At 69.5% G+C, this 20,574-nt stretch carries 17 protein-coding genes and 2 pseudogenes; 13 read left to right on the top strand and 6 right to left on the bottom strand.

Annotated features, from left to right (window positions below; translation table 11 throughout):
- Positions 1–198 precede the first annotated feature (198 nt).
- The 3 genes from NR810_RS43225 to NR810_RS43235 all read left to right on the top strand — a co-directional run bounded on the left by NR810_RS43225 (position 199) and on the right by NR810_RS43235 (position 3,033).
- Positions 199–1,329, top strand: coding sequence for a protein NO VEIN domain-containing protein (locus NR810_RS43225; RefSeq protein ID WP_257461315.1), 1,131 nt, complete (start codon positions 199–201; stop codon positions 1,327–1,329).
- 95 nt (positions 1,330–1,424) lie between these two features.
- Complete coding sequence (locus tag NR810_RS43230) at positions 1,425–2,276, top strand: DUF2381 family protein (protein WP_257461317.1); 852 nt, start codon at positions 1,425–1,427, stop codon at positions 2,274–2,276.
- 205 nt (positions 2,277–2,481) lie between these two features.
- Positions 2,482–3,033, top strand: coding sequence for a hypothetical protein (locus tag NR810_RS43235; protein ID WP_257461318.1), 552 nt, complete (start codon positions 2,482–2,484; stop codon positions 3,031–3,033).
- An 18-nt stretch (positions 3,034–3,051) separates the two neighbouring features.
- Here the strand turns inward: NR810_RS43235 and NR810_RS43240 are convergent, their stop codons facing one another.
- Positions 3,052–3,726 (bottom strand): PaeR7I family type II restriction endonuclease, encoded by a 675-nt coding sequence (locus NR810_RS43240; protein WP_257461319.1) that lies wholly within the window; start codon positions 3,724–3,726, stop codon positions 3,052–3,054.
- A gap of 434 nt (positions 3,727–4,160) precedes the next feature.
- Here NR810_RS43240 and NR810_RS53075 point away from each other — a divergent pair.
- Positions 4,161–4,442 (top strand): annotated as a pseudogene (locus NR810_RS53075) (Wall-associated protein precursor); the annotation flags it as partial.
- Here the strand turns inward: NR810_RS53075 and NR810_RS43250 are convergent.
- On the bottom strand, positions 4,417–4,734 hold the full coding sequence (locus NR810_RS43250) for a hypothetical protein (protein ID WP_257461323.1): 318 nt from the start codon (positions 4,732–4,734) through the stop codon (positions 4,417–4,419). The pseudogene NR810_RS53075 and the gene NR810_RS43250 overlap by 26 nt on opposite strands.
- A gap of 18 nt (positions 4,735–4,752) precedes the next feature.
- Between NR810_RS43250 and NR810_RS43255 the strand changes: the two genes are divergently transcribed.
- The 5 genes and pseudogenes from NR810_RS43255 to NR810_RS43275 all read left to right on the top strand — a co-directional run bounded on the left by NR810_RS43255 (position 4,753) and on the right by NR810_RS43275 (position 13,026).
- A complete protein-coding gene (locus NR810_RS43255) occupies positions 4,753–5,124 on the top strand; it encodes a hypothetical protein (protein WP_257461325.1) in 372 nt (123 codons plus the stop codon).
- Positions 5,125–5,424: 300 nt separating this feature from the next.
- Positions 5,425–5,706, top strand: a pseudogene (locus tag NR810_RS53080) (hypothetical protein); the annotation flags it as partial.
- Positions 5,696–6,388: a hypothetical protein gene (locus tag NR810_RS43265; protein WP_257461330.1), complete on the top strand. Its 693-nt coding sequence runs from the start codon at positions 5,696–5,698 to the stop codon at positions 6,386–6,388. The pseudogene NR810_RS53080 and the gene NR810_RS43265, both read left to right, overlap by 11 nt.
- Before the next feature lie 111 nt (positions 6,389–6,499).
- Entirely contained in the window at positions 6,500–8,743 is a 2,244-nt protein-coding gene (gene priA / locus NR810_RS43270) for a replication restart helicase PriA (protein WP_257461331.1), read from the top strand.
- A 17-nt stretch (positions 8,744–8,760) separates the two neighbouring features.
- Entirely contained in the window at positions 8,761–13,026 is a 4,266-nt protein-coding gene (locus NR810_RS43275) for a hypothetical protein (RefSeq protein WP_257461333.1), read from the top strand.
- A gap of 18 nt (positions 13,027–13,044) precedes the next feature.
- Here NR810_RS43275 and NR810_RS43280 read toward each other — a convergent pair whose 3' ends face one another.
- On the bottom strand, positions 13,045–13,752 hold the full coding sequence (locus NR810_RS43280; RefSeq protein ID WP_257461334.1) for a hypothetical protein: 708 nt from the start codon (positions 13,750–13,752) through the stop codon (positions 13,045–13,047).
- A 239-nt stretch (positions 13,753–13,991) separates the two neighbouring features.
- Between NR810_RS43280 and def the strand changes: the two genes are divergently transcribed.
- Positions 13,992–14,513 carry a peptide deformylase gene (gene def, locus NR810_RS43285; protein ID WP_257461335.1) on the top strand — a complete coding sequence of 174 codons (522 nt, stop codon included), beginning with the start codon at positions 13,992–13,994 and terminating at the stop codon, positions 14,511–14,513.
- Here the strand turns inward: def and nth are convergent.
- Positions 14,479–15,147 carry an endonuclease III gene (gene nth / locus NR810_RS43290; RefSeq protein ID WP_257461336.1) on the bottom strand — a complete coding sequence of 223 codons (669 nt, stop codon included), beginning with the start codon at positions 15,145–15,147 and terminating at the stop codon, positions 14,479–14,481. The genes def and nth overlap by 35 nt on opposite strands.
- 79 nt (positions 15,148–15,226) lie before the next feature.
- Between nth and NR810_RS43295 the strand changes: the two genes are divergently transcribed.
- Both NR810_RS43295 and NR810_RS43300 read left to right on the top strand, forming a co-directional pair.
- Positions 15,227–16,255 (top strand): threonine aldolase family protein, encoded by a 1,029-nt coding sequence (locus NR810_RS43295; protein ID WP_257461339.1) that lies wholly within the window; start codon positions 15,227–15,229, stop codon positions 16,253–16,255.
- A gap of 30 nt (positions 16,256–16,285) precedes the next feature.
- Positions 16,286–17,317 (top strand): M23 family metallopeptidase, encoded by a 1,032-nt coding sequence (locus tag NR810_RS43300; protein WP_257461341.1) that lies wholly within the window; start codon positions 16,286–16,288, stop codon positions 17,315–17,317.
- A gap of 31 nt (positions 17,318–17,348) precedes the next feature.
- On the opposite strand, the gene NR810_RS43305 is transcribed toward NR810_RS43300, so the two are convergent.
- Entirely contained in the window at positions 17,349–17,618 is a 270-nt protein-coding gene (locus NR810_RS43305; RefSeq protein WP_108073827.1) for an HU family DNA-binding protein, read from the bottom strand.
- A gap of 527 nt (positions 17,619–18,145) precedes the next feature.
- On the opposite strand from NR810_RS43305, the gene NR810_RS43310 reads away from it, so the two are divergent.
- Positions 18,146–19,375 carry a right-handed parallel beta-helix repeat-containing protein gene (locus tag NR810_RS43310; protein WP_257461343.1) on the top strand — a complete coding sequence of 410 codons (1,230 nt, stop codon included), beginning with the start codon at positions 18,146–18,148 and terminating at the stop codon, positions 19,373–19,375.
- On the opposite strand, the gene NR810_RS43315 is transcribed toward NR810_RS43310, so the two are convergent.
- Positions 19,367–20,506, bottom strand: coding sequence for a lysophospholipase (locus tag NR810_RS43315; RefSeq protein WP_257461345.1), 1,140 nt, complete (start codon positions 20,504–20,506; stop codon positions 19,367–19,369). The two genes, NR810_RS43310 and NR810_RS43315, sit on opposite strands and share 9 nt — an antisense overlap.
- Between the last annotated feature and the right edge of the window lie 68 nt (positions 20,507–20,574).

The following is a 20,574-nucleotide window of genomic DNA, read 5'->3' on the forward strand; positions in this document are numbered from 1 at the left end:
ACCTGCTGGTCATTGAGGCGTGGCTTGCGCATGACCGCAGAAGTAATAGCGCCCGTCCTACTTTTCGCACCACTCAGCCTACACACCGCTCCCTTGCTCCCCTGCTAAAATGAGGGGATGGCTCAGCCCTATGGGTTCTAAGCGGGTTTGCGGCACTGGCGGGTCGGGCTAAGGTCATGGCCGGTTTCCTTCAGGAACATGGCCAGGGACGTGCTCTTCAAGCCAGGACAAGAGTCCTTCAGCCCGGATCAGGATTATCGGGACAAGGGAGTCCCAAAGGATCCTGACGACCAGTTCATGCGCTGGATCAATCTTCCGCGCAGTGGGATGCCGAACTCCCCGGGGATTCGACCGCTCCAGTATCTCTCGAAGCCAGCGTTCACGAAGCTCCCCTCCCTCCTGGTGTTGGTGACGAAGAAGTCGACCACGGGAGGGAGCTACAACCCCTGGAATGATGAGCTCGACTGGGATAACGAGACGATTACCTATTGGGGTGATGCGAAGCTGCACTCAGAGCGGCGCGTCACCGACTTCCCTGGCAACCGTGTTCTCGAAAGGGTCTGGAAGGCAGTCAAAGCTGGCAAGAGGGATGTGTTGCCGCCGATCCTCCACTTCGTGAAATACGAGAGTGGCTGGGTCACCTTTACGGGACTCTGCGAGATGACGGCGCTGTCGCTGGGCCATTTCGAGGAGAAAGGCCGGCGTGTTGCCAACTATCGTTGTCAGCTCCGCATTCTTGGCATGGATTCCGTTCCGGTCTCGTGGTTGCACTCACGCAGATGGGCAGGGAGCCCCGAGGAAGCCCTGCGCGGAGCCCCCAAGAGTTGGACCGCGTGGGTTCTGGATTCCAATCCTCCTCCATCCGTGGAACTGGTGGCAGAGCCCATGGAGCTTCCCGTGGCCGCCGAGGCCAGCAGGTCCTCGGGACAGGGGTTCTCTTCCGATTCTCGGGTCCGCATGGAAATCGAGCGCCATGCCATGGAGCGGGCCAGGGCGTACTTTCAGAAGGCTGGTTTCACCAAAATTGTGGATGTCTCGCGCCAGAAGTCTTTCGACCTTCACGTGCAGGACGGGGAACGCGAACTTTTCGTCGAAGTAAAGGGCACGAAAACAGTCGGCTCCCGTATCCTTCTGACTCGTAATGAGGTTGAGTTCGCAAGGCGAAACAGAGACAAGATGGTCTTGTATGTGTTTCACTCCATGCGGGTCCGCGAGGTGAATGGAGAGATGATTGTCGAAGGTGGTGAGGAGCGGGTGAGTGACCCGTGGGATGTTGATAGCGGCACCCTCGACATCGCTTCCATCACGTACTCCTACGCGCTTCCGTAGCACTGTTCGCGCGGTCCGCCCGACAGAGGTGTTCGAGGCCCTGGTACTGGACGGCTCAGGTCATGTTATACGCATGAACCGTGAAGGTCATGCGCATGCCACTTCGTCTTCACCTCGCCGCCGCGACGGCTCTGCTCGTCTGCGCCACCATCGCCCAGGCCCAGCAGCCGCCCGGGGTCCGTGTGCGCCGCGAGCAGCAACTCGTACTCTCCCGTGTACCCGTTGGACGTGAGCCAGAGCTGCGGGTTGCCCCAGGCCTCCCCACCGTCATGCGCTTCGACGCGGAGGTGGTGCACGTCGAGGTGAGTCATGAGGGGCCAGGGCGCCTCGTCTGGGTGGACGTGGCCGGGCACTCCCTCTTGCTCGAACCGCGGCGGGAATTGGCCTCCGACGAGAAGCTACAGATGGAGGTGGTCCTCGCGCAGGGCCCGGCGCGCACCCGATTGGTCTTCCAGCTCGTCTCGCATCCCGGTGAAGTGGACGCGCGGGTGGACGTGGAACTGCGCCCGCGTTCGGTCCGGCCGGAACTGGAGCCGGAGGTCGCATCCTCCCGGCGCGAAGATGGCCCGTTCTCCCGCTTGGTGTTCTCGGGCGTGATGGGCAAGTCCGGCATCACCGCCGGCATGTTCCGGGGCAGAACCGTTGGGCGCGGGGTGCTCGCGAATACCGCGTGGGACTACCGGGCGGCTCATGGGCGGGCCATCACCTTCATCGTGCTCAATGTGGGAGCGAGGCCCTGGTTTGCCTCGGAGGTCGTGCGTTTGCCGGTGGCGGGTGAGGTGAGCCAGGAAGGCAGTGGATGGACGGTGAGCATGGCGGCTCCCATCGAGCCAGGGGGCACCGGGCTGGTGGTGTTGGAGTCGGTGGAGGCGGCGGGTGTGCCCGTGCTCCTGGAGGTGCGGGAGGCGGGTGGAATCCGAAGTGTGCGGGTGGAGGAGTCGCGCTGATATGGATACCCACGCGGAAGGGATGAGCGGAGCGCTCGTGCGCCGGTGGCTGGTGGGTCATCGGGGGGCGTTCGTCCTGGTGGCGGTCCCGTTGGTCGTGTTTGCTACGGGGCTCGTCACCTGCTCTCGCGGCGGGCAGCCCGCGGAGGGTGGCGGGGTCGCTCTACCCTCCGAGTTCAATCACCTGACACAGGAAGACCCCCTCATGTGTGAAGCGAAGACTCTTGCCAGCTCCTCGTCGGCTCCCGAGGTAGTGCCCTCCTCGCTGGACATGGACTTCATGAAGTCGCTCGCTGCGGCTGTGTGTCTGGTGTCGGCCGGGTGCGCCAGCGTGCCGGTGAGCCCCACCTGGCCCCAGGATTGTCCCCAGGAGGCGCTCGCCGCCATGAGCATCAGGGGCTTCGGACCGGGCACACAGGGCTATGTCACGCTCGACATCAACCGGCCGGGTGCGCTGAGCCAGTTCGACGATTTCCGCGCGGGGCCCATCGTGAGCGGCATCCGAGATATGGATGCGGTCGACCTGCTGCCACTGGGCACGAAGCTGTACGGGTTCATGTGGACGGGCGGAGACAAGGTCCACACCTACTGGACCCGGGCGGAACTGCCCAACGGTGCGAAGATGCCGGTGTGCATGGTGCTCGGCTTCGACGAGCAGGGGGGATACTGGAAGGAGCCGGGGACGCAGCCGGGCACCTTCAGCATCAGCAGGCAGGCCCCCATGACGGTGACGCGCCGCTTCGAGCGGCCCGAGTGACGAACGCCGGGCCTCCTGTCAGCGACACGCCGCGAACACGCTGGTATGGCCGGCCAGATGCGTGAGGAACCGCTTGATACCGAGATCGCGCGTGGGCTCACGGTAGTAGCCGGGCTGTTTCCGCTCCTCGTTGCACAGGAGGAGCGAGCAGGCGTCGAAAAGCCGGTGGCGCTCGAGTTCGCGCAGAAGCCGTTCACACCGCTCGGCCTGGGAACTGTTGCGGTACTCGGGGAGGAGCCGGAAGAAGGTCGCGGTCGCGGGCGCTGGCTGTGTGATGGCGGGGCTGTCCTTCAGGAGAACCAGCCAGCCGAACCAGGGACGGAGCCCTGAGCCGAATGCCTGTTGCCGGGACAGGGTATCCATCTCCTTGCCCGTGCAGATGGCTTCCTCGGCCATGGCGACGAGGCCGTGCTCCGACGGTGGACCTGCCCACGCCCTGATGCCAAGGGCCGCCACGAGCCTTCCCTCATGCATCACAACCATGTCCCATTTTCGGGCGGGCGTGAAGAAGCCGGGGAGCTTCATCTCATGGCTCGTGTGGACACGGGCATTCGGCAGGTCGTTGTCCGCGACAATCCGGCTTACGAGCGCATGGAAACCCTCCATCCGGCTGGTGGGCTGATTGAGTGCCTTCCAGTACCAGTCGACGGCTTGCCGTGTGCGGGCCACGTAGTCCGTGAGAACGGCTCCCATAGGAGATGCTCTCCTTTTGTGTGACATGTCCAGTCATGTCGGATGAGTCTACCCACGGAATCATCTCCACCGGTTCCTTCCATGGCAAGGGCCGCTTTTGGCTTGGGGCGGCGCTCAGGACGGGGAGTCTCGCCTGCTGGGTGGTATCCTGCCGGGCCCCAAGGAAATGGCCGGGAGGGAGCCAGATGCTCGCGATCTTGTTGGTGCTGCTCGCGCAGGTGCCGTGCGAGGGGTTCGAGACGACGGTGGTGTGCTCCTGCCGGCAGGGAATCGGCAGCGGTTGCGAGGCGCTGCGGCAGATCAACCCGGAGCTGGCCAAGAAGCTGGAAGCAGCGGCGCAGGCCGCGGCGGCGCTGGAGGCGGCACAGAAAGCGGCCAAGGAGGTCAAGGTCGAGGGCGAGTCATCCCCCGCCTCGCCCGAGCCCCCCGAGTGCAAGGGGCAGTTGCACCACGTCATCTTCCGGCCCATCGCCGAGGCGTTGGAAAGGCATGAAACGTTGAGCGGCCATTACAAGCCGCGCGATCCACGCTTCGTCACCCGGGCCGTGGATGAGAAGTCCCATTGTGGCTACCAGGACTGGCACCGCAAAGTGGACAAGGAGGTCATCGCATGGCTTGAGCGCTACACCAAGGCAACACCAAAGCAGTTCGAGGCTTTCCTTCGGGAACTCTACAGGCGGCCCGATATGCTCAAGAGGTTTCCTCATGGGTTCTGAGTCCTCTACGTCCCCACACTTCTTCGTTCTGGAAGAAGGTGTTCTTGGGTCCCGATACGATGTCGACGTCGAAGAGGCCGAGCCCCGCAACATCGGAAAAGGGCCCCGTTGCCCACTGTGCGGAGAGCCCATCGGGATGAAGCCGTGGCTTCCTCCTCACCGTGCTGAGCTGGTTCTGCACGGCGAGGAGCTTGGGGATTTCATCAAGGTCTTGGGCAATGACCTTCTCTTCTCTGAGCGGTTCGCCCAGGCCTTCCGAGAAGAGGGGCTCACGGGTCTGGAGGGCTTCCACCCGGTAGAGGTGGTCCGGGTGCGCAGGAAGCGGCGAGGCCCCATTCCTTCCAGCATTCCACGCTACTTCATGGTCAGGGTCTGCTTCGGTCGCGCGGCGGTGGACCTTTCGTGCAGCCGCGTCCATTACGGGCAGACTCCCACCTGCGAGGAGTGCCGCTGCGAGGGCATTGATGCCATCCACGGCTTCACTCTGGAGCCGGGCACCTGGCAGTCGGAGGACATCTTCCACCCCCGAGGCCTCCAGGGCGTCCTGACCGTGTCCGAGCGCTTCGAGCGCTTCGTGGCGCGGCACGGGTTCACCAACATGCGGCTGACGCCCAGCGAGGAGTACGTGTGGAACCCCCGGGGTCCGCACCCGTTGCCCACCACCAGACAGGGCTCGGCATGAGCACGGGGTAGTATCCTGCCGGGCCCCAAGTAATTGCCTCGGAGGAGCCAGATGCTCGCGATCTTGTTGGTGCTGCTCGCGCAGGTGCCGTGCGAGGGGTTCGAGACGACGGTGATGTGCTCCTGCCGGCAGGGAATCGGCAGCGGTTGCGAGGCGCTGCGGCAGATCAACCCGGAGCTGGCCAAGAAGTTGGAATCAGCGGCGCAGGCCGCGGCGGCGCTGGAGGCAGCACAGAAAGCGGCCAAGGAGGTCAAGGTCGAGGGCGAGTCATCCCCCGCCTCGCCCGAGCCCCCCGAGTGCAAGGGGCAGTTGCACCACGCCATCTCCCGGCCCATCGCCGAGGCGTTGGAAAGGCATGAAACGTTGAGCGGCCATTACAAGCCGCGCGATCCACGCTTCGTCACCCGGGCCGTGGATGAGAAGTCCCATTGTGGCTACCAGGACTGGCACCGGAAAGTGGATGCGGAGGTCATCTCCTGGCTCGAGCGCTTCCGCGAAGCGACACCGCAGCAATTCGAGGCCTTCCTTCGAGAGATATATAGGCGGCCCGACATGCTCAAGAGGTTCCCCCATGGGTTCTGAGCCCTCTACTTCCTCGCGTTTCTTCGCCTTGGAGCAGGGCATCGCCTGCTCCCGTTACGACGTCGAGGTCGACAAAGTCGAGCCCTACAACCTCGGCAAGGCTGCCCGCTGCCCGCGGTGCGGCGGTGTCATTGGGATGAAGCCATGGCTTCCTCCTCATCGTGCCGAACTGGTACTGCATGGCGAGGAACTCGGGGATTTCATCAAAGCCGGTGGAGATGACCTTCTGGTGTCCGAGCGGTTCGCCCAGGCTTTTCGTGAAGAAGGGTTGACGGGGTTGGAGGGCTTCCTCCCAGTGGAGGTGCTCCAGGTGCGTAGGCGGCGGCGAGGCCCCAAGCCCTTGAACATCCCTCGCTATTTCATCGTTACAGTCTGTTTCGGCCATGCGGCGGTGGACCTTTCGCGCAGCCAGATTCGTTATGGCACTCCGCCTCGTTGCGAGGAGTGTCGCTCTTCGGGTCTGGATGCCATCTACAGCTTCACCCTGGAGCCGGGCACCTGGCGGGGAGAGGACATCTTCAACCCTCGGGGGTTGCTGGGAGTCTGGACCGTGTCCGAGCGCTTCGAGCGCTTCGTGGCGCGGCACGGGTTCACCAACATGCGGCTGACGCCCAGCGAGGAGTACGTGTGGAACCCCCGGGGACCGCACCCGTTGCCCACCACGAAACAGGGCTCCGCGTAAGCCGTCCTTCTGCCTCCATCACCCCCAGTGCATTCGCGGACAGCACGGGGTGCACCGTGGCCAGAAAACTACCGGTGTCAGAGGCCGCCGCTACAGTGCTCCCCTGTCGCCGTGAGCTCCTCGAACCTCGCCTCCGTTGCCGTCGGCCGTCCTGTCCGGGGCGAGTTCACCTATGTCGTCCCCGAGGGGCTCTCCGGCCGTCTGTCTCCGGGCCAGCGCATCCTCGTGCCCTTCGGCCGCAGCATGTCGCTCGGCTTCTTCCTCGGGCCCGCCACGCCTCCTCCCGAGAGCGAGAGCGTCAAGCTCAAGCCCATCATGAAGGTGCTGGAGGACTCGCCGTCCCTCCCTCCCGACCTCATCTCGCTCCTGCGCTTCGCCGCCGAGCACTACCGCTACCCGCTCGGCGAGGTCATCAAGAGCGCGCTTCCCCCCGGTCTCACCAAGGCCGAGGAGGAGAAGCAGGCGAAGCCCGACGTGCAGGAGTTCGCCGTGGCGCTCGTCCCCGAGGCGCCCGCCGTCCTCCGCCGCGCCCCCGCGCAGTCCGCCGCGCTCGCCTATCTCCTCGCCGTGGGTGGCCGCGCCCCCATCGAGGAGGTGGCCCATGCCATCCCCGGCGCCCGCGAGACGCTGCGCAAGCTGGTCGACCGGGGCTTCGTCCGCATCGAGGAGGAGGTCATCGCTCCGGGCGTGAAGGAGGGGCTCGCCCAGGGCCGTCCCGAGCAGCTCACCCCCGAGCAGGCCGCCGCGGTGACGGAGCTCCACACCGCCGTCGACCTCGGCGGCTTCCAGCCCTTCCTCCTCCACGGCGTCACCGGCAGCGGAAAAACAGAGGTGTACCTGCGCGCCGTGGAGCGTGCGCTCGAGCACGGCAAGGGCAGCCTCGTGCTGGTGCCCGAGATCGCCCTCACGCCCCAGCTCGTGGGCCGCTTCCGCAGCCGCTTCGGCGCCGACGTGGCCGTGCTGCACTCGGCCCTCAAGGACCGCGAGCGCCTCTTCCACTGGCAGGCCTTGCGCAAGGGCTCGGTGCGCATCGCCGTGGGGGTGCGCTCGGCCGTGTTCGCCCCCGTGGAGAACCTCGGCCTCGTCGTGGTGGACGAGGAGCACGACCCCTCCTTCAAACAGGAGGACAAGCTGCGCTACCAGGCGCGCGACCTGGCCGTGGTGCGCGCCAAGCAGGCCGGGGCCGTGGTGGTGCTCGGCTCGGCCACGCCCTCGCTGGAGACGCTGGAGAACACCCGCCGCGGCCGCTACCGCAAGCTGGAGCTCAAGAACCGCGTCGATGACCGGCCCATGCCCACCATCCAACTGGTGGACCTGCGCCAGGAGCGCCCCCGCGAGCCGCTCGCGCAGGAGGAGGCCCCCATCCTCTCCCCGCCGCTGCTCGACGCCATGGCGGAGACCATCGCGCGCGGCCAGCAGGTCATCCTCTTCCTCAACCGCCGCGGCCACAGCACCTTCCTCATCTGCGAGGTGTGCGGCACCTCGGTGAAGTGCTCCGAGTGCGACGTGTGCCTCACCTACCACCGCTCGCAGAACCGGCTGGTGTGTCACTACTGTGGCGTGGCCCACCCGGTGCCCGAGCACTGCCGTGAGTGCACCGGGCCGCTGCTCAAGATGGGCATCGGCACCGAGCGCGTGGAGGCCGAGGTCGCCGAGCGCATTCCCCAGGCCCGCGTGGCCCGGTTGGACCGGGACTCGGCCACCAGCGCCGAGCGCCTCACGGAGATGCTCGCCTCCTTCGCCCGCCGGGAGCTCGACGTCCTGGTGGGCACGCAGATGGTGGCCAAGGGGCACGACTTCCCCGGCGTGACGCTGGTGTGCGTGGTGATGGCGGACACCTCGCTGGCCATCCCCGACTTCCGCGCCTCCGAGCGCACCTTCCACCTCCTCACCCAGGTGGCCGGCCGCGCCGGGCGCGGGAAGGATCCGGGCCGGGTGCTGGTGCAGACGTACAACCCGGACGCCGAGCCCGTGAAGCGCATGCTCGCCCATGACTTCGATGGCTTCGCGGAGGGGGAGCTGGTACGGCGCAAGGCGCTCGCCTGGCCGCCCTACACGCGGATGGCCGCCGTCCGCCTCGAGGGCGAGAGCGCCGAGCAGACCGCCAGCGTGGCCCGCTTCCTCGGGGACTTCATCGGCCGCAACATGCCCCCCGCCTCCTGGGGGGTCCGCCTGCTGGGGCCCGCCATCGCCCCCATCTCCCGCATCCGGGGCCGCACCCGGTGGCAGTTGCTGCTCAAGGCCCCTACCCACGCGGCCCTCGCCCCGCTGCTCGCCCGCCTGGAAGCGAAGCTGGTGGACATTCCGTCCGCCGTGCGTGTCACGATCGACGTGGATCCGGCGGCCATGCTGTAGACTCGCGCCCGCTTCCAATGGCCGAATCGGTCCTCCTCGTCCACGACGACATCGCCACCATCGCCACCGTGCGCCGGCTGCTCGCGCGCGAGGGCTATGAGGTCATCCTCGCCACCTCCGTGGCCGATGCCCTCATCGCCTTCGGCCATCATCTGCCCGCGCTCATCATCCTGGCGCCCAGTGTGGAGAGCGGGCGTGGCCCCCTCGTCCTGGAGGAGCTCGGACAGCACCCGGACATGCGGCTGGCACGCGTGCTGCTACTCGGCGAGCCCGTCCCCGGCAGCGCCGCCCCCGTGGCGCCCCTCCCCCTGGACGGCTCCGGCTTCGTGGAGCAGGTGGCCACCGTCATCCGTTCCCCCTCGGGCCCGGAGGCCTGGTACGCGGTGAAGGACGACGTGGAGGAGCCCGCGGCGGAACCGGCCCCGGCCCGGTCCGGTCCTCCGGGGCTCGTCCAGAAGTCCTCCACGCCCGTTCGCAACTCCGCCCTGGAGCACTCGCTCTTCGACGACCTGCCGAAGACGGATGAGGGGCGGAAGCTCCAGTCCGTCCTCGATGCCGAGGATCTGTTCGCCCAGACGGAGCGGGCGGTGGTGGCCCCCGTCCCGGCCATGCCGGCCCCGGCGGAGCGCACCGGGCCGAAGGCCTCGGCCCTGTCCGAGCAGGACCCCGGGGACGAGGCGGAGTCGCTCTTCGGTCAGACGGAGCAGGCGGTGGTGGTGTCGGGTCAGGTGCCGATGGAGGCGCCTCGCGGACCCGACGAGAACGAGATGCTGCGCCTGGAGGATGAGGTCCGCCTCGAGGCCGCCGCCCGGCGCCGCCGCAAGCAGGAGGAGTCCTCGCTGCCCACGTCGTCCGCGGGGCTCTTCGCCCGGACTCCCGCCATGGGCTCGGCGATTCCCACCATCACGGCCGTGTCGCCGGGCGAGATGGGGCCCGTGACGGTCGTGGCTCCGGAGCCGGGGCCCGTCGAGCCCCTGCCTCCGCTGCCCCAGGTGAAGGTCGTCGACGTCGAGGCGGAGGCCCGCGCGGAGGCCGAGCGGCTCGCACAGCTCGAGATCGAAGCGGCGCTGGAGCGCGAGCGGACCGGAGCGAAGGCCTCTCCCCGGCTCGGGGACGTGGGCTTCTTCGACCTGGAGCCCGTGCCGGAGGACGCACCGCTGCCTACGGAGGGCGGCGCTCCCGAGGGCTGGGAGGAGCCGCACCAGGAGAGCGTGGGCCCGGACTGGCTCGACTCCGCGCCCCCGGCATCGCCTCGAAGCGAGCCGGTGAAGACAGAGCCGGTGAAGATCGAACCGGCGAAGGCCGAGCCGGTGGAGGCCCGGCTCGTGTCGAAGGCGGTCCCGGAGACCACGTCGAAGTTCGCGCTGCGGCCCGTGCCGGGGATGACGGATGTGGCGGCGGACGTGGCCTCCCTCTCGTCGGACGACGCGCTCGCGGTGCTGGAGGTCCGCATCCTGCGGGCGGAGCGGCGGCTCGCGCAGGTGCTGTCCGAGCGGGATACGGCGGTGGCTCGCCGGCACGACGCGGAGCGCAAGACCACGGAGCTCGAGGAGCGCGTGGCGGAGCTCCAGGCTTCCCTGGAGAAGCAGGCGGACGCGCCCAAGGCCCGTGAGGAGTCGCTGCGGCGCGAGGCCGAGGAGGCCCGGACGCGCCTGGACGCGCTCCAGCGCGAGATGGAGGCCGCGCGCGCGAGTGAGTCGTCCCTGCGCTCCGAGGTGGAGCGCCTGAAGCAGGAGGCGTGGGCCCGGGAGGAGTCGCTGCGGCGCGAGGCCGAGGCGCAGCGCGTCCGGCTCACGGCGCTCGCGGAGGAGCGGGGGCTCGAGGCCTCGCTGCGGCTCGAGGTGGAGCGGCAGTTGGAGGCGGCGCGGGCGCGGGAGGCGGAGCTCGAGCAGGCGCGCACGGCCGAGGCGCAGCGGCGCCAGGCGGTGGAGGCCGAGGCGAGCGCGACGCGCGAGCGGGAGGCCCTGCTGGGGCCGCAGCGGGAGCAGCAGCTCGCCCAGGTGAACGCGCGGGTCGCGGAGCTCCAGGCGCAGCTCGCGGAGTGGCGGGAGAAGGCCGAGGAGCGGGAGCGCGAGCGCGCCAGGGCGGAGCAGCGCGCCACGTCCGAGGCGGAGGCGCGAACGCGGGCCGAGGAGCGGGCCCAGGCGGAGAAGGCGGCGCGGGCGGAAGTGGAGGCGCGGCTCGAGGCGGAGACGAGGTCCCGCAAGGAATGGGAGGCGAGGGCCCACGGCGAGGCCAAGGCGCGCAAGGACGTGACGGCGCGCGCCGAGAAGGAGGCCAGGGCCCGTGCGGAGGCGGAGGCGCGGGCCGGGTCGGAGCACCAGGCGCGTGTCCAGGCCGAGGCCCGTGTGGAAGCCGAGTCTCGCGCCCGCGTGGAGGTGGAGTCGCGTCTCGCGGCCTCGGAGAAGGCGCGGGCCGAGGCGGAGTCCCGGGCCAACGCGGAGAAGAAGGCGCGGGCCGAGGTGGAAGCCCGCGCGCGCACCAGCGCGGATTCGCGCGTGCAGGCGGAGATGAAGGCCCGCACCGATGCCGAGTCGCGCGCGGAGGCGGCGGAGAAGGCCCGGAGCGAGGCGGAGTCGCGCGTCGAGGCGGCGGAGTCTGCCCGGAGCGAGGCGGAAGCGCGGGTAGAGGCCGCGGCGCGGGCCCGCACCGAGGCGGAGACGCGGGCCGAGGCGGCGGAGAAGGCGCGGGCCCAGGCCGAAGCGCGCGTCGCCGAGGCGGAGCGGGAGCGGGCCGAGGCGCTCGGGCAGGCAGAGGAGCTGGAGCGGGCGCGAGTCGACGCGGAGACGCGGGCGGCCACCATGGAGCGCTTGCGTGTCGAGCTGGAGGCCCGGGTCGAGCGCGCGGAGGCCGCTCATGCCGCCCTGCAGGCCAGGGCCGCCGAGGCACGGGCCCGGGTGGAGGAGGCGTCCCGGGCGAAGGAGGAGCAGTCCCTCGTCCAGGCGGAGCTGGAGGCGCGGGCGGAGCGGCTCGAGCGGACGCTGGCCCAGGAGCGGGAGGAGCGGGAGTTCCTCGCTCACGAGGTGGAGCGGCTCGAGGCGGCGAAGTCCCAGGCGGAGACGGAGTCGGCCGAGCGTCTCGCCCGTTCGGAGAGGGCCCGGCGCGAGGCCGAGGAGAAGGCGCTGCGCGAGGCGGAGCAGACCGTCTCGAAGTTGCGCTCGGAGACGGAGGCGGTCGTCGCAAAGGCCCGTGCCGAGGCCGAGGAGATGGCGGCCCGCGCGAAGGCGGCGCTCGTCACGCTCGAGGTGCCCGGCGGCTTCGAGGTGGACATCCCCCGCGCGGGCAGCGTCAACCAGGAGGGGCTCGCGCGGCTCATCACCCGTCTGCAGGAGGGGCGCGCCGGGGTCCGCCTGGAGCTCAAGGTGGCCGGAGCCCTGCGCATCCTCTGGTTGAAGGACGGAGCGCTGGTGGGCGCGGTCTCCTCCGCGCAGGACGAGTCGCTCGTGGAGCGCGCCCGGGCGGATGGTCTCATCGACGCGCGCCAGGAGAACGAGCTGCGCCTGGTGCGTGGTGCCTCCACGGGGATGCTCATCGACGCCATGCGCGGCCGGGGCTACGTGCGCGAGAACGAGGTCGTCCCGCTCGTGCAGCGCTACACGGAGCAGGTCGCCCTGGACGCGCTCGCCGAGCCCTCCTCGCTGTACCGGCTCTCCGAGGAGCCACCTCCGCACGAGGTGGCCCTCGCCGCCTCCACCCGGCGGCTGCTGCACCTGCTGGCCGAGGCCCTGCGCAACGCCGTCTCCACCGACTCCTTCGTGGAGGCCGCTGGCGGATTGCGCGCGGTCGTCATCCGCGGCGAGCCCGAGCCCGCGCCGGAGGCCTTCGGGCTCTCCTCTCGCGAGCTGCGGCTCCTGGAGGAGGTCGACGGGGAGCAGACGCTCGAGCAGTTGCTGCTGGGCGCGGGGATGCCGCAGGACACGGCCCTCAAGGTCTTCGCCGTCGCGCGCGCCCTGGGCCTCATCACCCTGCGGCCCGCCGCCGAGGTCTCCTCCGAGGCGGCTCCTGGCGAGCTGGACGTGCGCCGGCTCGAGTCCAAGTTCGAGGAGATCCAGGACGCGGACTACTTCACCGTGCTGGGGCTCGCGCGCACCGCGGGCAGCGAGGAGGTGAAGCGCGCCTACGAGCTGCTCACCGCCGAGTTCCACCCGCTGCGCTTCGCGGGGCACCCGGACCCGGCGCTCCAGCACCGCGCCCAGCAGATCTCCAACGCCCTGGGCGAGGCGGCCCGGGCGCTCGCGGACGACCGGCTGCGCGAGGAGTACGCCCGCAGCCTGCTCGACTGAGGGGGGCGTCCTCCCGGCCTACTTGTTCGAGACCTTGAAGGGGTTGGACTGGGCGACGAGGCTGTCCCCGAGCCGGACGGTGAGGATGACGTTCCCGCCCTGCTTGTCGAGCACGACCTGCTCCTGCCGCACGCCCTGGGTGAAGGCCCCGCTCATGTTCGGGGTGACGCGGCCCTTGTTGGTGCTGATCAGCACCTGGCCCTGGAAGGTGGCCGCCTCCGGGCCATCGACCCGCAGGGTGATGTCGAAGGGAACACCACGGACCTGATCCGGAATGGGATCGACCTGGATGCCGGTGAGGAGGAGCAGCGGGCCCGCGACGCCTCCATCCGACGACAGGGGTGCTGGAGGGGGAGGGGGCGGCAGCACCGTGAGGCCCTGCTCGCGGATCGACCCGCTCCCGTCTCCCAGTTCCAGCTGGACGTCCTGGAGTCCCTCCGTCAGGTCCGCGGGCACCGTGGCCAGCAGCCTCCCGTCCTGTCCCAGTCCCTGGACGGTCACCTCCTGCCCGCCGATCCGGAGGGTCGGTGTGCCCAGCAGCGTCGCGGTCCTCTTCCCGTAATCCACCTTCACCGGGAGTGGAGCATCCAGCTCGAGCGCGATCGTCGCTGTCTCGCCGCGCATCACTTCCTCGGGCTCGATGGAGACGATGTTGGGCGCGGGCGACGAGGAGGGCTCGCAGGCGCTCAGCAACAGGACGCAGAGCAGAACTGTTTTCCGGAGCACAGTGAATTCCTCCTGAGCCGGACTGCCGGGGTATCCGGACTGACTCAGTGTGCCTGGACGCCTGCCCGGTGGAAAGCCACAGAATGTCTTTTTTCTCACACTCTGGATGTCTGTTCCCCACAGGTGTCCGGCGGCCGACCGCAGGTGGGGCGGGGGAGCGTCCGGGGGTGTGGGAGGTGTGGGGTTTCGGCTCACCGGGCCGGTTGCCCGTCCGTTCTCACGGGGTTAAGAGGGGCGCCATGGTTCGCGAAATCCTCATCTGGCCCGATCCCATCCTGAAGCAGAAAGCCAGGCCCGTGACCCGGGTTGACGACTCCATCCGCACCCTGGTCAAGGACATGTTCGAGACCATGTACGCCGCCGATGGCGTGGGGCTCGCCGCCCCGCAGGTGGGCGTCCTGCAGCGCGTCATCGTCCTGGATACCCGGCCACGCCAGCCCGAGTCCCAGCCGCTGGCGATGATCAACCCGGAGATCATCGGACTGGAAGGCAAGACGACCTACAACGAGGGGTGTCTGTCCATCCCCGGCGAGTCCGAGGACGTGGATCGCGCCGCGGTGGTGACGGTGAAGTACCTCGACACCGAGGGCCAGGAGCAGACGCTCACGTGCGATGGGCTGCTGGCCGTCGCCGTGCAGCACGAGACGGACCACCTGAACGGCACCGTCTTCGTGGACCACGTCTCCACGCTCAAGCGCGAGCTCATCCGCAAGCGGATGAAGCGCGTCAAGGCGTCGCGAGAGGAGCGCCCGTCGGTCTAGCGGGCACGCCCTTCCTGGGGCAGAGGTCCGCCACGGGGCAGCGCTCGCACGCGGGCGCCCGCGCGAAGCAGGTCCTCCGCCCGTGCCACACCAGGAGCTGGTGGCCCTTGGCCCACCGCTCTGGAGGCAGGAGGGCCTGCATGTCCTCCTCCACCTTGTCCGGGTCCTCGTGCCGGGAGAATCCCAGCCGATACGCCAGCCGCTTGACGTGGGTGTCCACGGGGAAGGCGTCGTCACCGCCCAGGTGGATGCACACCACACCAGCCGTCTTGCGTCCCACGCCCGGCAGCTTCTCCAGCACGGCCCGCGAGCGGGGCACCTCGCCTCCGTGCTCCTCCACCAGCGCCTTCGCCGCCGCCACCAGGTTCTTCGCCTTGGCGCGGTACAGGCCGCACGACTGGATGAAGGGCTCCACCTCCGCGGCGCTCGCCCGGGCGTAGGCCGGTGCGTCCGGGAATCGCTGGAAGAGGGCGGGTGTCACCATGTTCACCCGCTTGTCCGTACACTGGGCGGAGAGGATGACCGCCACGAGCAGCTCCAGCGGGGTGCGATAGTCCAGCTCGATGCGCACGTCCGGCATGGCCCGTTCCAGCCGGTCCAGCACCTCCACCGCCCGTCCGCGTCTGGACTCCATCTTCTCGCGTGCCACGCGGCGGCTGTATGACAGACCGACCTCCGAAGTAAAGCAGTTTTCACGACCTGCCAGGACACCCATGAAACCCATCGACTTCCGCTCCGACACCGTGACGAAGCCCACCCCCGCCATGCGCCGCGCCATGGCCGAGGCCGAGGTGGGTGACGACATCTACGGCGAGGACCCCACCGCGCGCCGGCTCGAGGAGCGCATCGCCGAGAAGCTCGGTCTGCAGGCCGCCCTCTTCGTGCCCTCCGGGACGCAGGCCAACCAGATCGCCATCGGCCTGCACTGCCGCCTGGGGGACGAGATCCTCGCCGACGCGAACAGCCACATCTTCCACTACGAGAGCGGCGGCGTGTCGGGCCTGTGGGGCGTGCAGCCGGGCGGGCTCCCGGGTGATCGCGGGCTCCTCACGCCCGAGCAGGTGACGGCGGCGGTGCGCACGGACTTCATCAGCCCGCGCTCGCGGCTGCTGTCGCTGGAGAACACGCACAACCGCGGCGGCGGCAAGGTGTGGCCGCTGGAGCGCTTCCGCGCGGTGGTGGAGGCGGGCCGCAAGGCGGGGCTGGCCATCCACCTGGACGGGGCGCGCCTCTTCAACGCCGCGGCGGCCACGGGCACGCCGGCCTCGGCCTGGGCCTCGCTCACCGACACCACGGCCGTGTGCTTCTCCAAGGGGCTGGGCGCGCCGGTGGGCTCGGCCATCGTGGGCTCGAAGGAGCACATCGCCGAGGCGCGCCGGCTGCGCAAGCGGCTCGGCGGTGCCATGCGGCAGGTGGGCATCATCGCCGCCGGGGCGCTGCATGCCCTGGAGCACCACGTGGAGCGGCTCGCCGAGGACCATGCCCACGCGCGCCGTCTCGCCGCGGGCCTGGCGGAGATGCCGGGGGTGACGGTGGATGCCTCCCAGGTGGAGACGAACATGGTCTTCGCGGACTTCCCGCTGCCGGTGCAGGAGATGCAGGCGAAGCTGGCCGCTCACGGCGTCCTCTGCGGCTCCTCCGGCGTGGGGCCCCGCTCCGTCCGCCTGGTGACACACCTGGACGTGTCCTCGGCGGACATCGACGAGGCCCTGGTGCGCATCCGCCGGGCGGTTTCTGGCTGATTCCCCCGGCGTGATAGATTGGGCGGCGCCTTGCGTCTCCTCGCCGCCCTCATGCTGCTGGTCCTCTCCGCGTGCACCACCCCTCGCGCACGGCAGAAGATGAGCTTCGACGAGCTGTACTCCCAGAAGGGCGCGCCGCCTCCGGCCGACGCGGAGGCGGCACCTTCCCGTGACGGCGCGGCCCGGGTCGTCCGCTCCCGGCCGAAGAACGCCGAGCAGGTGTTGATCTCCCCGGGCTCGCGGCTGCTGCGGGACGCGCTCGGGTCCTTCGCCACGCAGGCGCGCGCCTCGCGGGCGGAGGTGCCCCGGGGCGGTGCCATGCCGGCGGCCCAGGTGGAGAACTGGCGCGAGATGAACGCCGCCCTGGATGCCTTCCTCCGGACGCCCACGCGCAAGACCTCACCGCTGGACGTGGTGCGCGCCCGGGTGACGCTGGAGGCCGAGCTGGAGGAGGACGCTCGCGCCTACGGCGACATCCCCGCGGACCTGGCCGACGCGGTGCTCGCCCGGGTGGATCTGCTCGCGGTGCGCATGGCCGAGCTGCGGCGCCTTCAGCTTCAGCCCTCGAAGCGGGCGCCGCGCTTCACCTGGCCGGTGGACCCGGTGGTCATCACCAGCGTCTTCGGCAGCCGGCTGCACCCCATCCTCGGCGAGGAGCGGGACCACCAGGGGTTGGATCTCGCGGCGAAGTCGGGCCAGCTCGTCACGGCGGCGGCCGGGGGCGTGGTGGTGCGGGCCGGGTGGAACGGGGGTTACGGCTACCAGGTGGTCATCCAGCACGACGGGGACATGACCACCCGCTACAGCCATTTGTCGCGCGTGCTGGTGACTCCCGGCGAGGTGCTCGAGCAGGGCGATGTGGTGGGCGCCGCCGGCAAGACGGGCCTGGCCACCGGCGTGCACCTGCACTTCGAGTTGTGGCGCGAGGGCATGCCGTGCGATCCGCTCGACGAGCTGGGCCCCACCGAGTCCGGCGAGGAGCCCTCCTTCGTCCAGCGCTCGGGCAGTGGGGACGCCGGAAAACGACAAGGGCGCCGTCCTCTCGGACGACGCCCCCAGTGAGGTCGGCTCGCGCGCTCGCGGGCCCCACGGACTACAGCGAGTTCTTCAGCTCCTTGGCGGGCCGGAAGCCGATCGTCTTCGAGGCCTTGAGCTTCATCATCTCGTTGGTCTGCGGGTTGCGGATCTTCCGCGCCTTGCGGGAGCGGACCGACCAGGTGCCGAAGCCGGGGTAGCTGAAGCGCTGGTCCTTCTTCACCGCCTTGCCGATGTTGGCGAAGACGATGTCGAGAATCTCCGCGGCCGACTTCTTCGTCAGCCGGGACTGCGCCGCCACCACCTCCACGAGCTCTGCCTTGGTCATCCGCTTCTCCGTGCGCGTTGAAATGCGAAAGCCCAGGGTTGGTAACAAATCGCTCTTTTGTCTGTCAATGCTGGCAACCGCCCCGAGGCCGGTAGATCGGCCTCCGCGCGAATCGCGATGAATTTGACGGAGCCCGGGGCTCCTCTAGAGAGGAGAAGTGCACGGAGCGGGCGGTGCTCCCTGCGTGGCGTCTGATCGGCGCCATGTGTGGATGTGATCGATTGGCGATGTTTTTCTTTGTCATTTCGATCACTTGCGCGGTGCTTCCTGATCCGGATGGGCCCGGATGGCTGGCGGGTATTAGTGTGTGCGATCGAATGCTCCGCTGCCTGCTGATGATCTCCTGCCTGACGTTTCCGGCCTGTCACGCACCGGGGGCGCTGATCCCACCCCGGGAGTCCACCGCGTGGACCGAGGTGTGGGTGGACGGTGCGCGGGGTGAGGGGGGGGACGGGTCACCGCGGAGGCCCTTCTCTTCGCTGCCGCGGGCCCTGGCCCGGGCGGTGCCAGGGGGCCCTCCGCTCCGGGTGCATCTGGCTCCGGGGCGGTATCCGGGCCCCTTCGTCCTGCCCGCCAGCGTGGAACTGGTGGGGGCCGGAGAGAGCTCCGTGCTGGCCGGGGAGGGAGCGGGGCCGGTGGTGCGGGCGCCGGAGGGGGTCACCGTGAGGAGCCTGGGCGTTCAGGGTGGTGCCTGGGGCCTGGAGGCCGCCGGACCGGTCCGGCTGGAAGCGGTGCGTTTTGGCGGGCAGGAAGAAGGGGCGGTGCGGATGGAGGCGGGGCAGCTCGCGGCGGCCGGGTGCGCGTTCGAGGCGGGTGGGGAGCGGGCGGTGGGGGTGCTGTTGTCAGGTGGCGCGAGGGGCGAGGTGCGGGAGAGCTCGTTCACCGGCGCCTTCCGGCGCGGCGTGGAGGCGCGGGAGGTCGAGCTGGAGCTGGAGTCCGTGCGCTTCCGTGGCGCGGTGACGGCGCTGTACCAGGTGGCGGGCCGGGTGCGGCTGCGTCACGTGACGGTGGGGGAGGGACGGGAGGCGGGCCTCTTCGCCCAGCGGGGCTCGCTGAGGCTCGAGGACGTCACCGTCACCGGACACGAGTATGGCCTGCAGACCGTGGAGACCACGCTGGAGGCGCGGGGCTTCACCTCGGTGCGCGCGGTGCGGGCGGGCGTGGTGCTCATCGGCTCGCGGGGGGAGCTGGAGGAGACGGTGGTGCTGGGCAGCGGCAACTACGGTGCGATGCTGCTGGTGGGCTCGGACCTGGTGCTGCGCGGCGTCCGCGTGGACGGAGCGGATGAGTATGGCATTTCGGTCACGCGCGGGCGGCTGCGGCTTCAACACGCCGTCATGACCCGCCTGACGTCGCGCGGAGGGGACTCCGGTGACGGGCTGCACCTGCGTGACGCGGAGGTGGAGGTGGAGGGGCTCCTGGTGCGGAACGTGGCCGGCGTGGGCGTGCTGGGGGCGCAGGGCTCGCGGGTACTGCTGCGCGACGTGTCCCTGGAGTCGTGCCAGGAGGCCGGGGTGCTCGCGGAGACTCTGGGGCGGGTGACGGCCGAGGGGCTCGTGGTACGAGGTTCTGGCGGGCCCGCGTTGAGCGCCATGGAGAATGGTGTGTTGCGCGTGGATGCGCTCACGGCGCGGGAGAATGCCGCGGGGCTCGTGTGGGCCGACTGCCAGGGGGGCACCGAGGTGATGCTGGGCCGCGTGACGGGTCAGGACACCCCGGGAGCCGAGGTGGATTGCGTGGCACGACCCTCACCCTAGCCCTCTCCCAGAGGGAGAGGGGACTTGCACGGTGCCCAGCGGGAGCGCCGTGGCGCGGGCCGCCAGCCAGTCGCGTATCTCGGGGTAGACCTCGATCGGCGCCCCCGTGCCGAAGAGCAGGTCCCCATGCCCGTAGTCCATCTTGTCTCCCCGCTCACAGCCGAAGACGTGCAGCTTCTTGTCCGGTGAGCCGACCAGCTCGTACTGCGCACGCAGGTTCTTGGGCGGCGCCAGCCGGTCCATGCTCCCTCCCATCACCATCACCGGCAGCGACAGCTTCGCCAGCCCCGCGCGCCAGTCCACGCTCCCATCGAAGGAGCGGAAGGCGTCATGGTCGAGCCAGTCGCGCAGTTGCTGGAGCACGTTGCGGCTCATCGACGACATCATGTTCGCGTACACCTTGCGCTGGATGGGCGGGAGGATGTGCCTCGGGTTGATGATGACGTCCGAGAGCGGCAGGGTGGCGTAGCCGAGGAAGGGCGCCATCGTGTGGCTCAGCCACTCGTTGCGGAAGCCTCGGGGCCACGCGGCCCGGGCGCCGAGGTGGATGAGCCTGTGCAGGAGGGGATCCGGCGCGAAGAAGACGGGCGAGCCCAGTGCGAGCAGCCCGGCGAGCCTCGCCCCGGCGGGTCCCTGCGCCACGGCGTAGCCCACCAGGCCGCCCAGCGAGTGGCCGATCCAGAACGCGCGCCTCGCTCCGGTCCGGGCCAGCACCTCCTGGATGACCGCGGGCCCGTCCTGGGTGACCAGGTCGTCCACGGTGACGTCCGGCCAGCGGCGTCCCCGCGGCGAGGGCCGTGAGTCGCCGATGCCCCGGAACTCCACGCTGAAGCAGTCGAAGCCGGCCTCGGCCAGGAAGTGGGCCATGGAGTAGGGCGGCTCGAAGTCGAACGTGCAGCGATTGGCGGCCAGCCCATGGCACAGCAGCACCGGCTCCTCGAAGCGCCGGTGCGCGGCACGCCGCTCGTACAGGGTCAACTCCCACCCATCCTCGCAGCGGGCTCTCAGGCGCTGAGGAGGCGTCGTGCGCAGCCGGTATCTCCGGCGCACCCCGAGAATCCACAGGCCATTCACCGCGGCCAGAACGAGCACCGCCACCACGAGCCATAGGGCCCAACGCGCTGCGTCCATCACCCCTCCACGAAGACCGGGCAAATAAAACCCTGCTATGGTCCGTTCTCCCCCGGCTTCAAACCGGA

Origin of the sequence: Archangium lipolyticum (genome assembly GCF_024623785.1) — a bacterium.
Taxonomy (GTDB): Bacteria; Myxococcota; Myxococcia; order Myxococcales; family Myxococcaceae; genus Archangium; species Archangium lipolyticum.

Excerpts from the sequence above, each read along its gene's own strand:
- NR810_RS43235 (WP_257461318.1), top strand. The coding sequence starts at position 2,482 with ATGTGTGAAGCGAAGACTCTTGCCAGCTCCTCGTCGGCTCCCGAGGTA.
- nth (WP_257461336.1), bottom strand. The coding sequence starts at position 15,147 with ATGGAGTCCAGACGCGGACGGGCGGTGGAGGTGCTGGACCGGCTGGAA.
- NR810_RS43275 (WP_257461333.1), top strand. The coding sequence starts at position 8,761 with ATGGCCGAATCGGTCCTCCTCGTCCACGACGACATCGCCACCATCGCC.
- NR810_RS43230 (WP_257461317.1), top strand. The coding sequence starts at position 1,425 with ATGCCACTTCGTCTTCACCTCGCCGCCGCGACGGCTCTGCTCGTCTGC.
- NR810_RS43225 (WP_257461315.1), top strand. The coding sequence starts at position 199 with ATGGCCAGGGACGTGCTCTTCAAGCCAGGACAAGAGTCCTTCAGCCCG.
- NR810_RS43265 (WP_257461330.1), top strand. The coding sequence starts at position 5,696 with ATGGGTTCTGAGCCCTCTACTTCCTCGCGTTTCTTCGCCTTGGAGCAG.
- NR810_RS43240 (WP_257461319.1), bottom strand. The coding sequence starts at position 3,726 with ATGGGAGCCGTTCTCACGGACTACGTGGCCCGCACACGGCAAGCCGTC.
- NR810_RS43305 (WP_108073827.1), bottom strand. The coding sequence starts at position 17,618 with ATGACCAAGGCAGAGCTCGTGGAGGTGGTGGCGGCGCAGTCCCGGCTG.
- def (WP_257461335.1), top strand. The coding sequence starts at position 13,992 with ATGGTTCGCGAAATCCTCATCTGGCCCGATCCCATCCTGAAGCAGAAA.
- NR810_RS43295 (WP_257461339.1), top strand. The coding sequence starts at position 15,227 with ATGAAACCCATCGACTTCCGCTCCGACACCGTGACGAAGCCCACCCCC.
- NR810_RS43315 (WP_257461345.1), bottom strand. The coding sequence starts at position 20,506 with ATGGACGCAGCGCGTTGGGCCCTATGGCTCGTGGTGGCGGTGCTCGTT.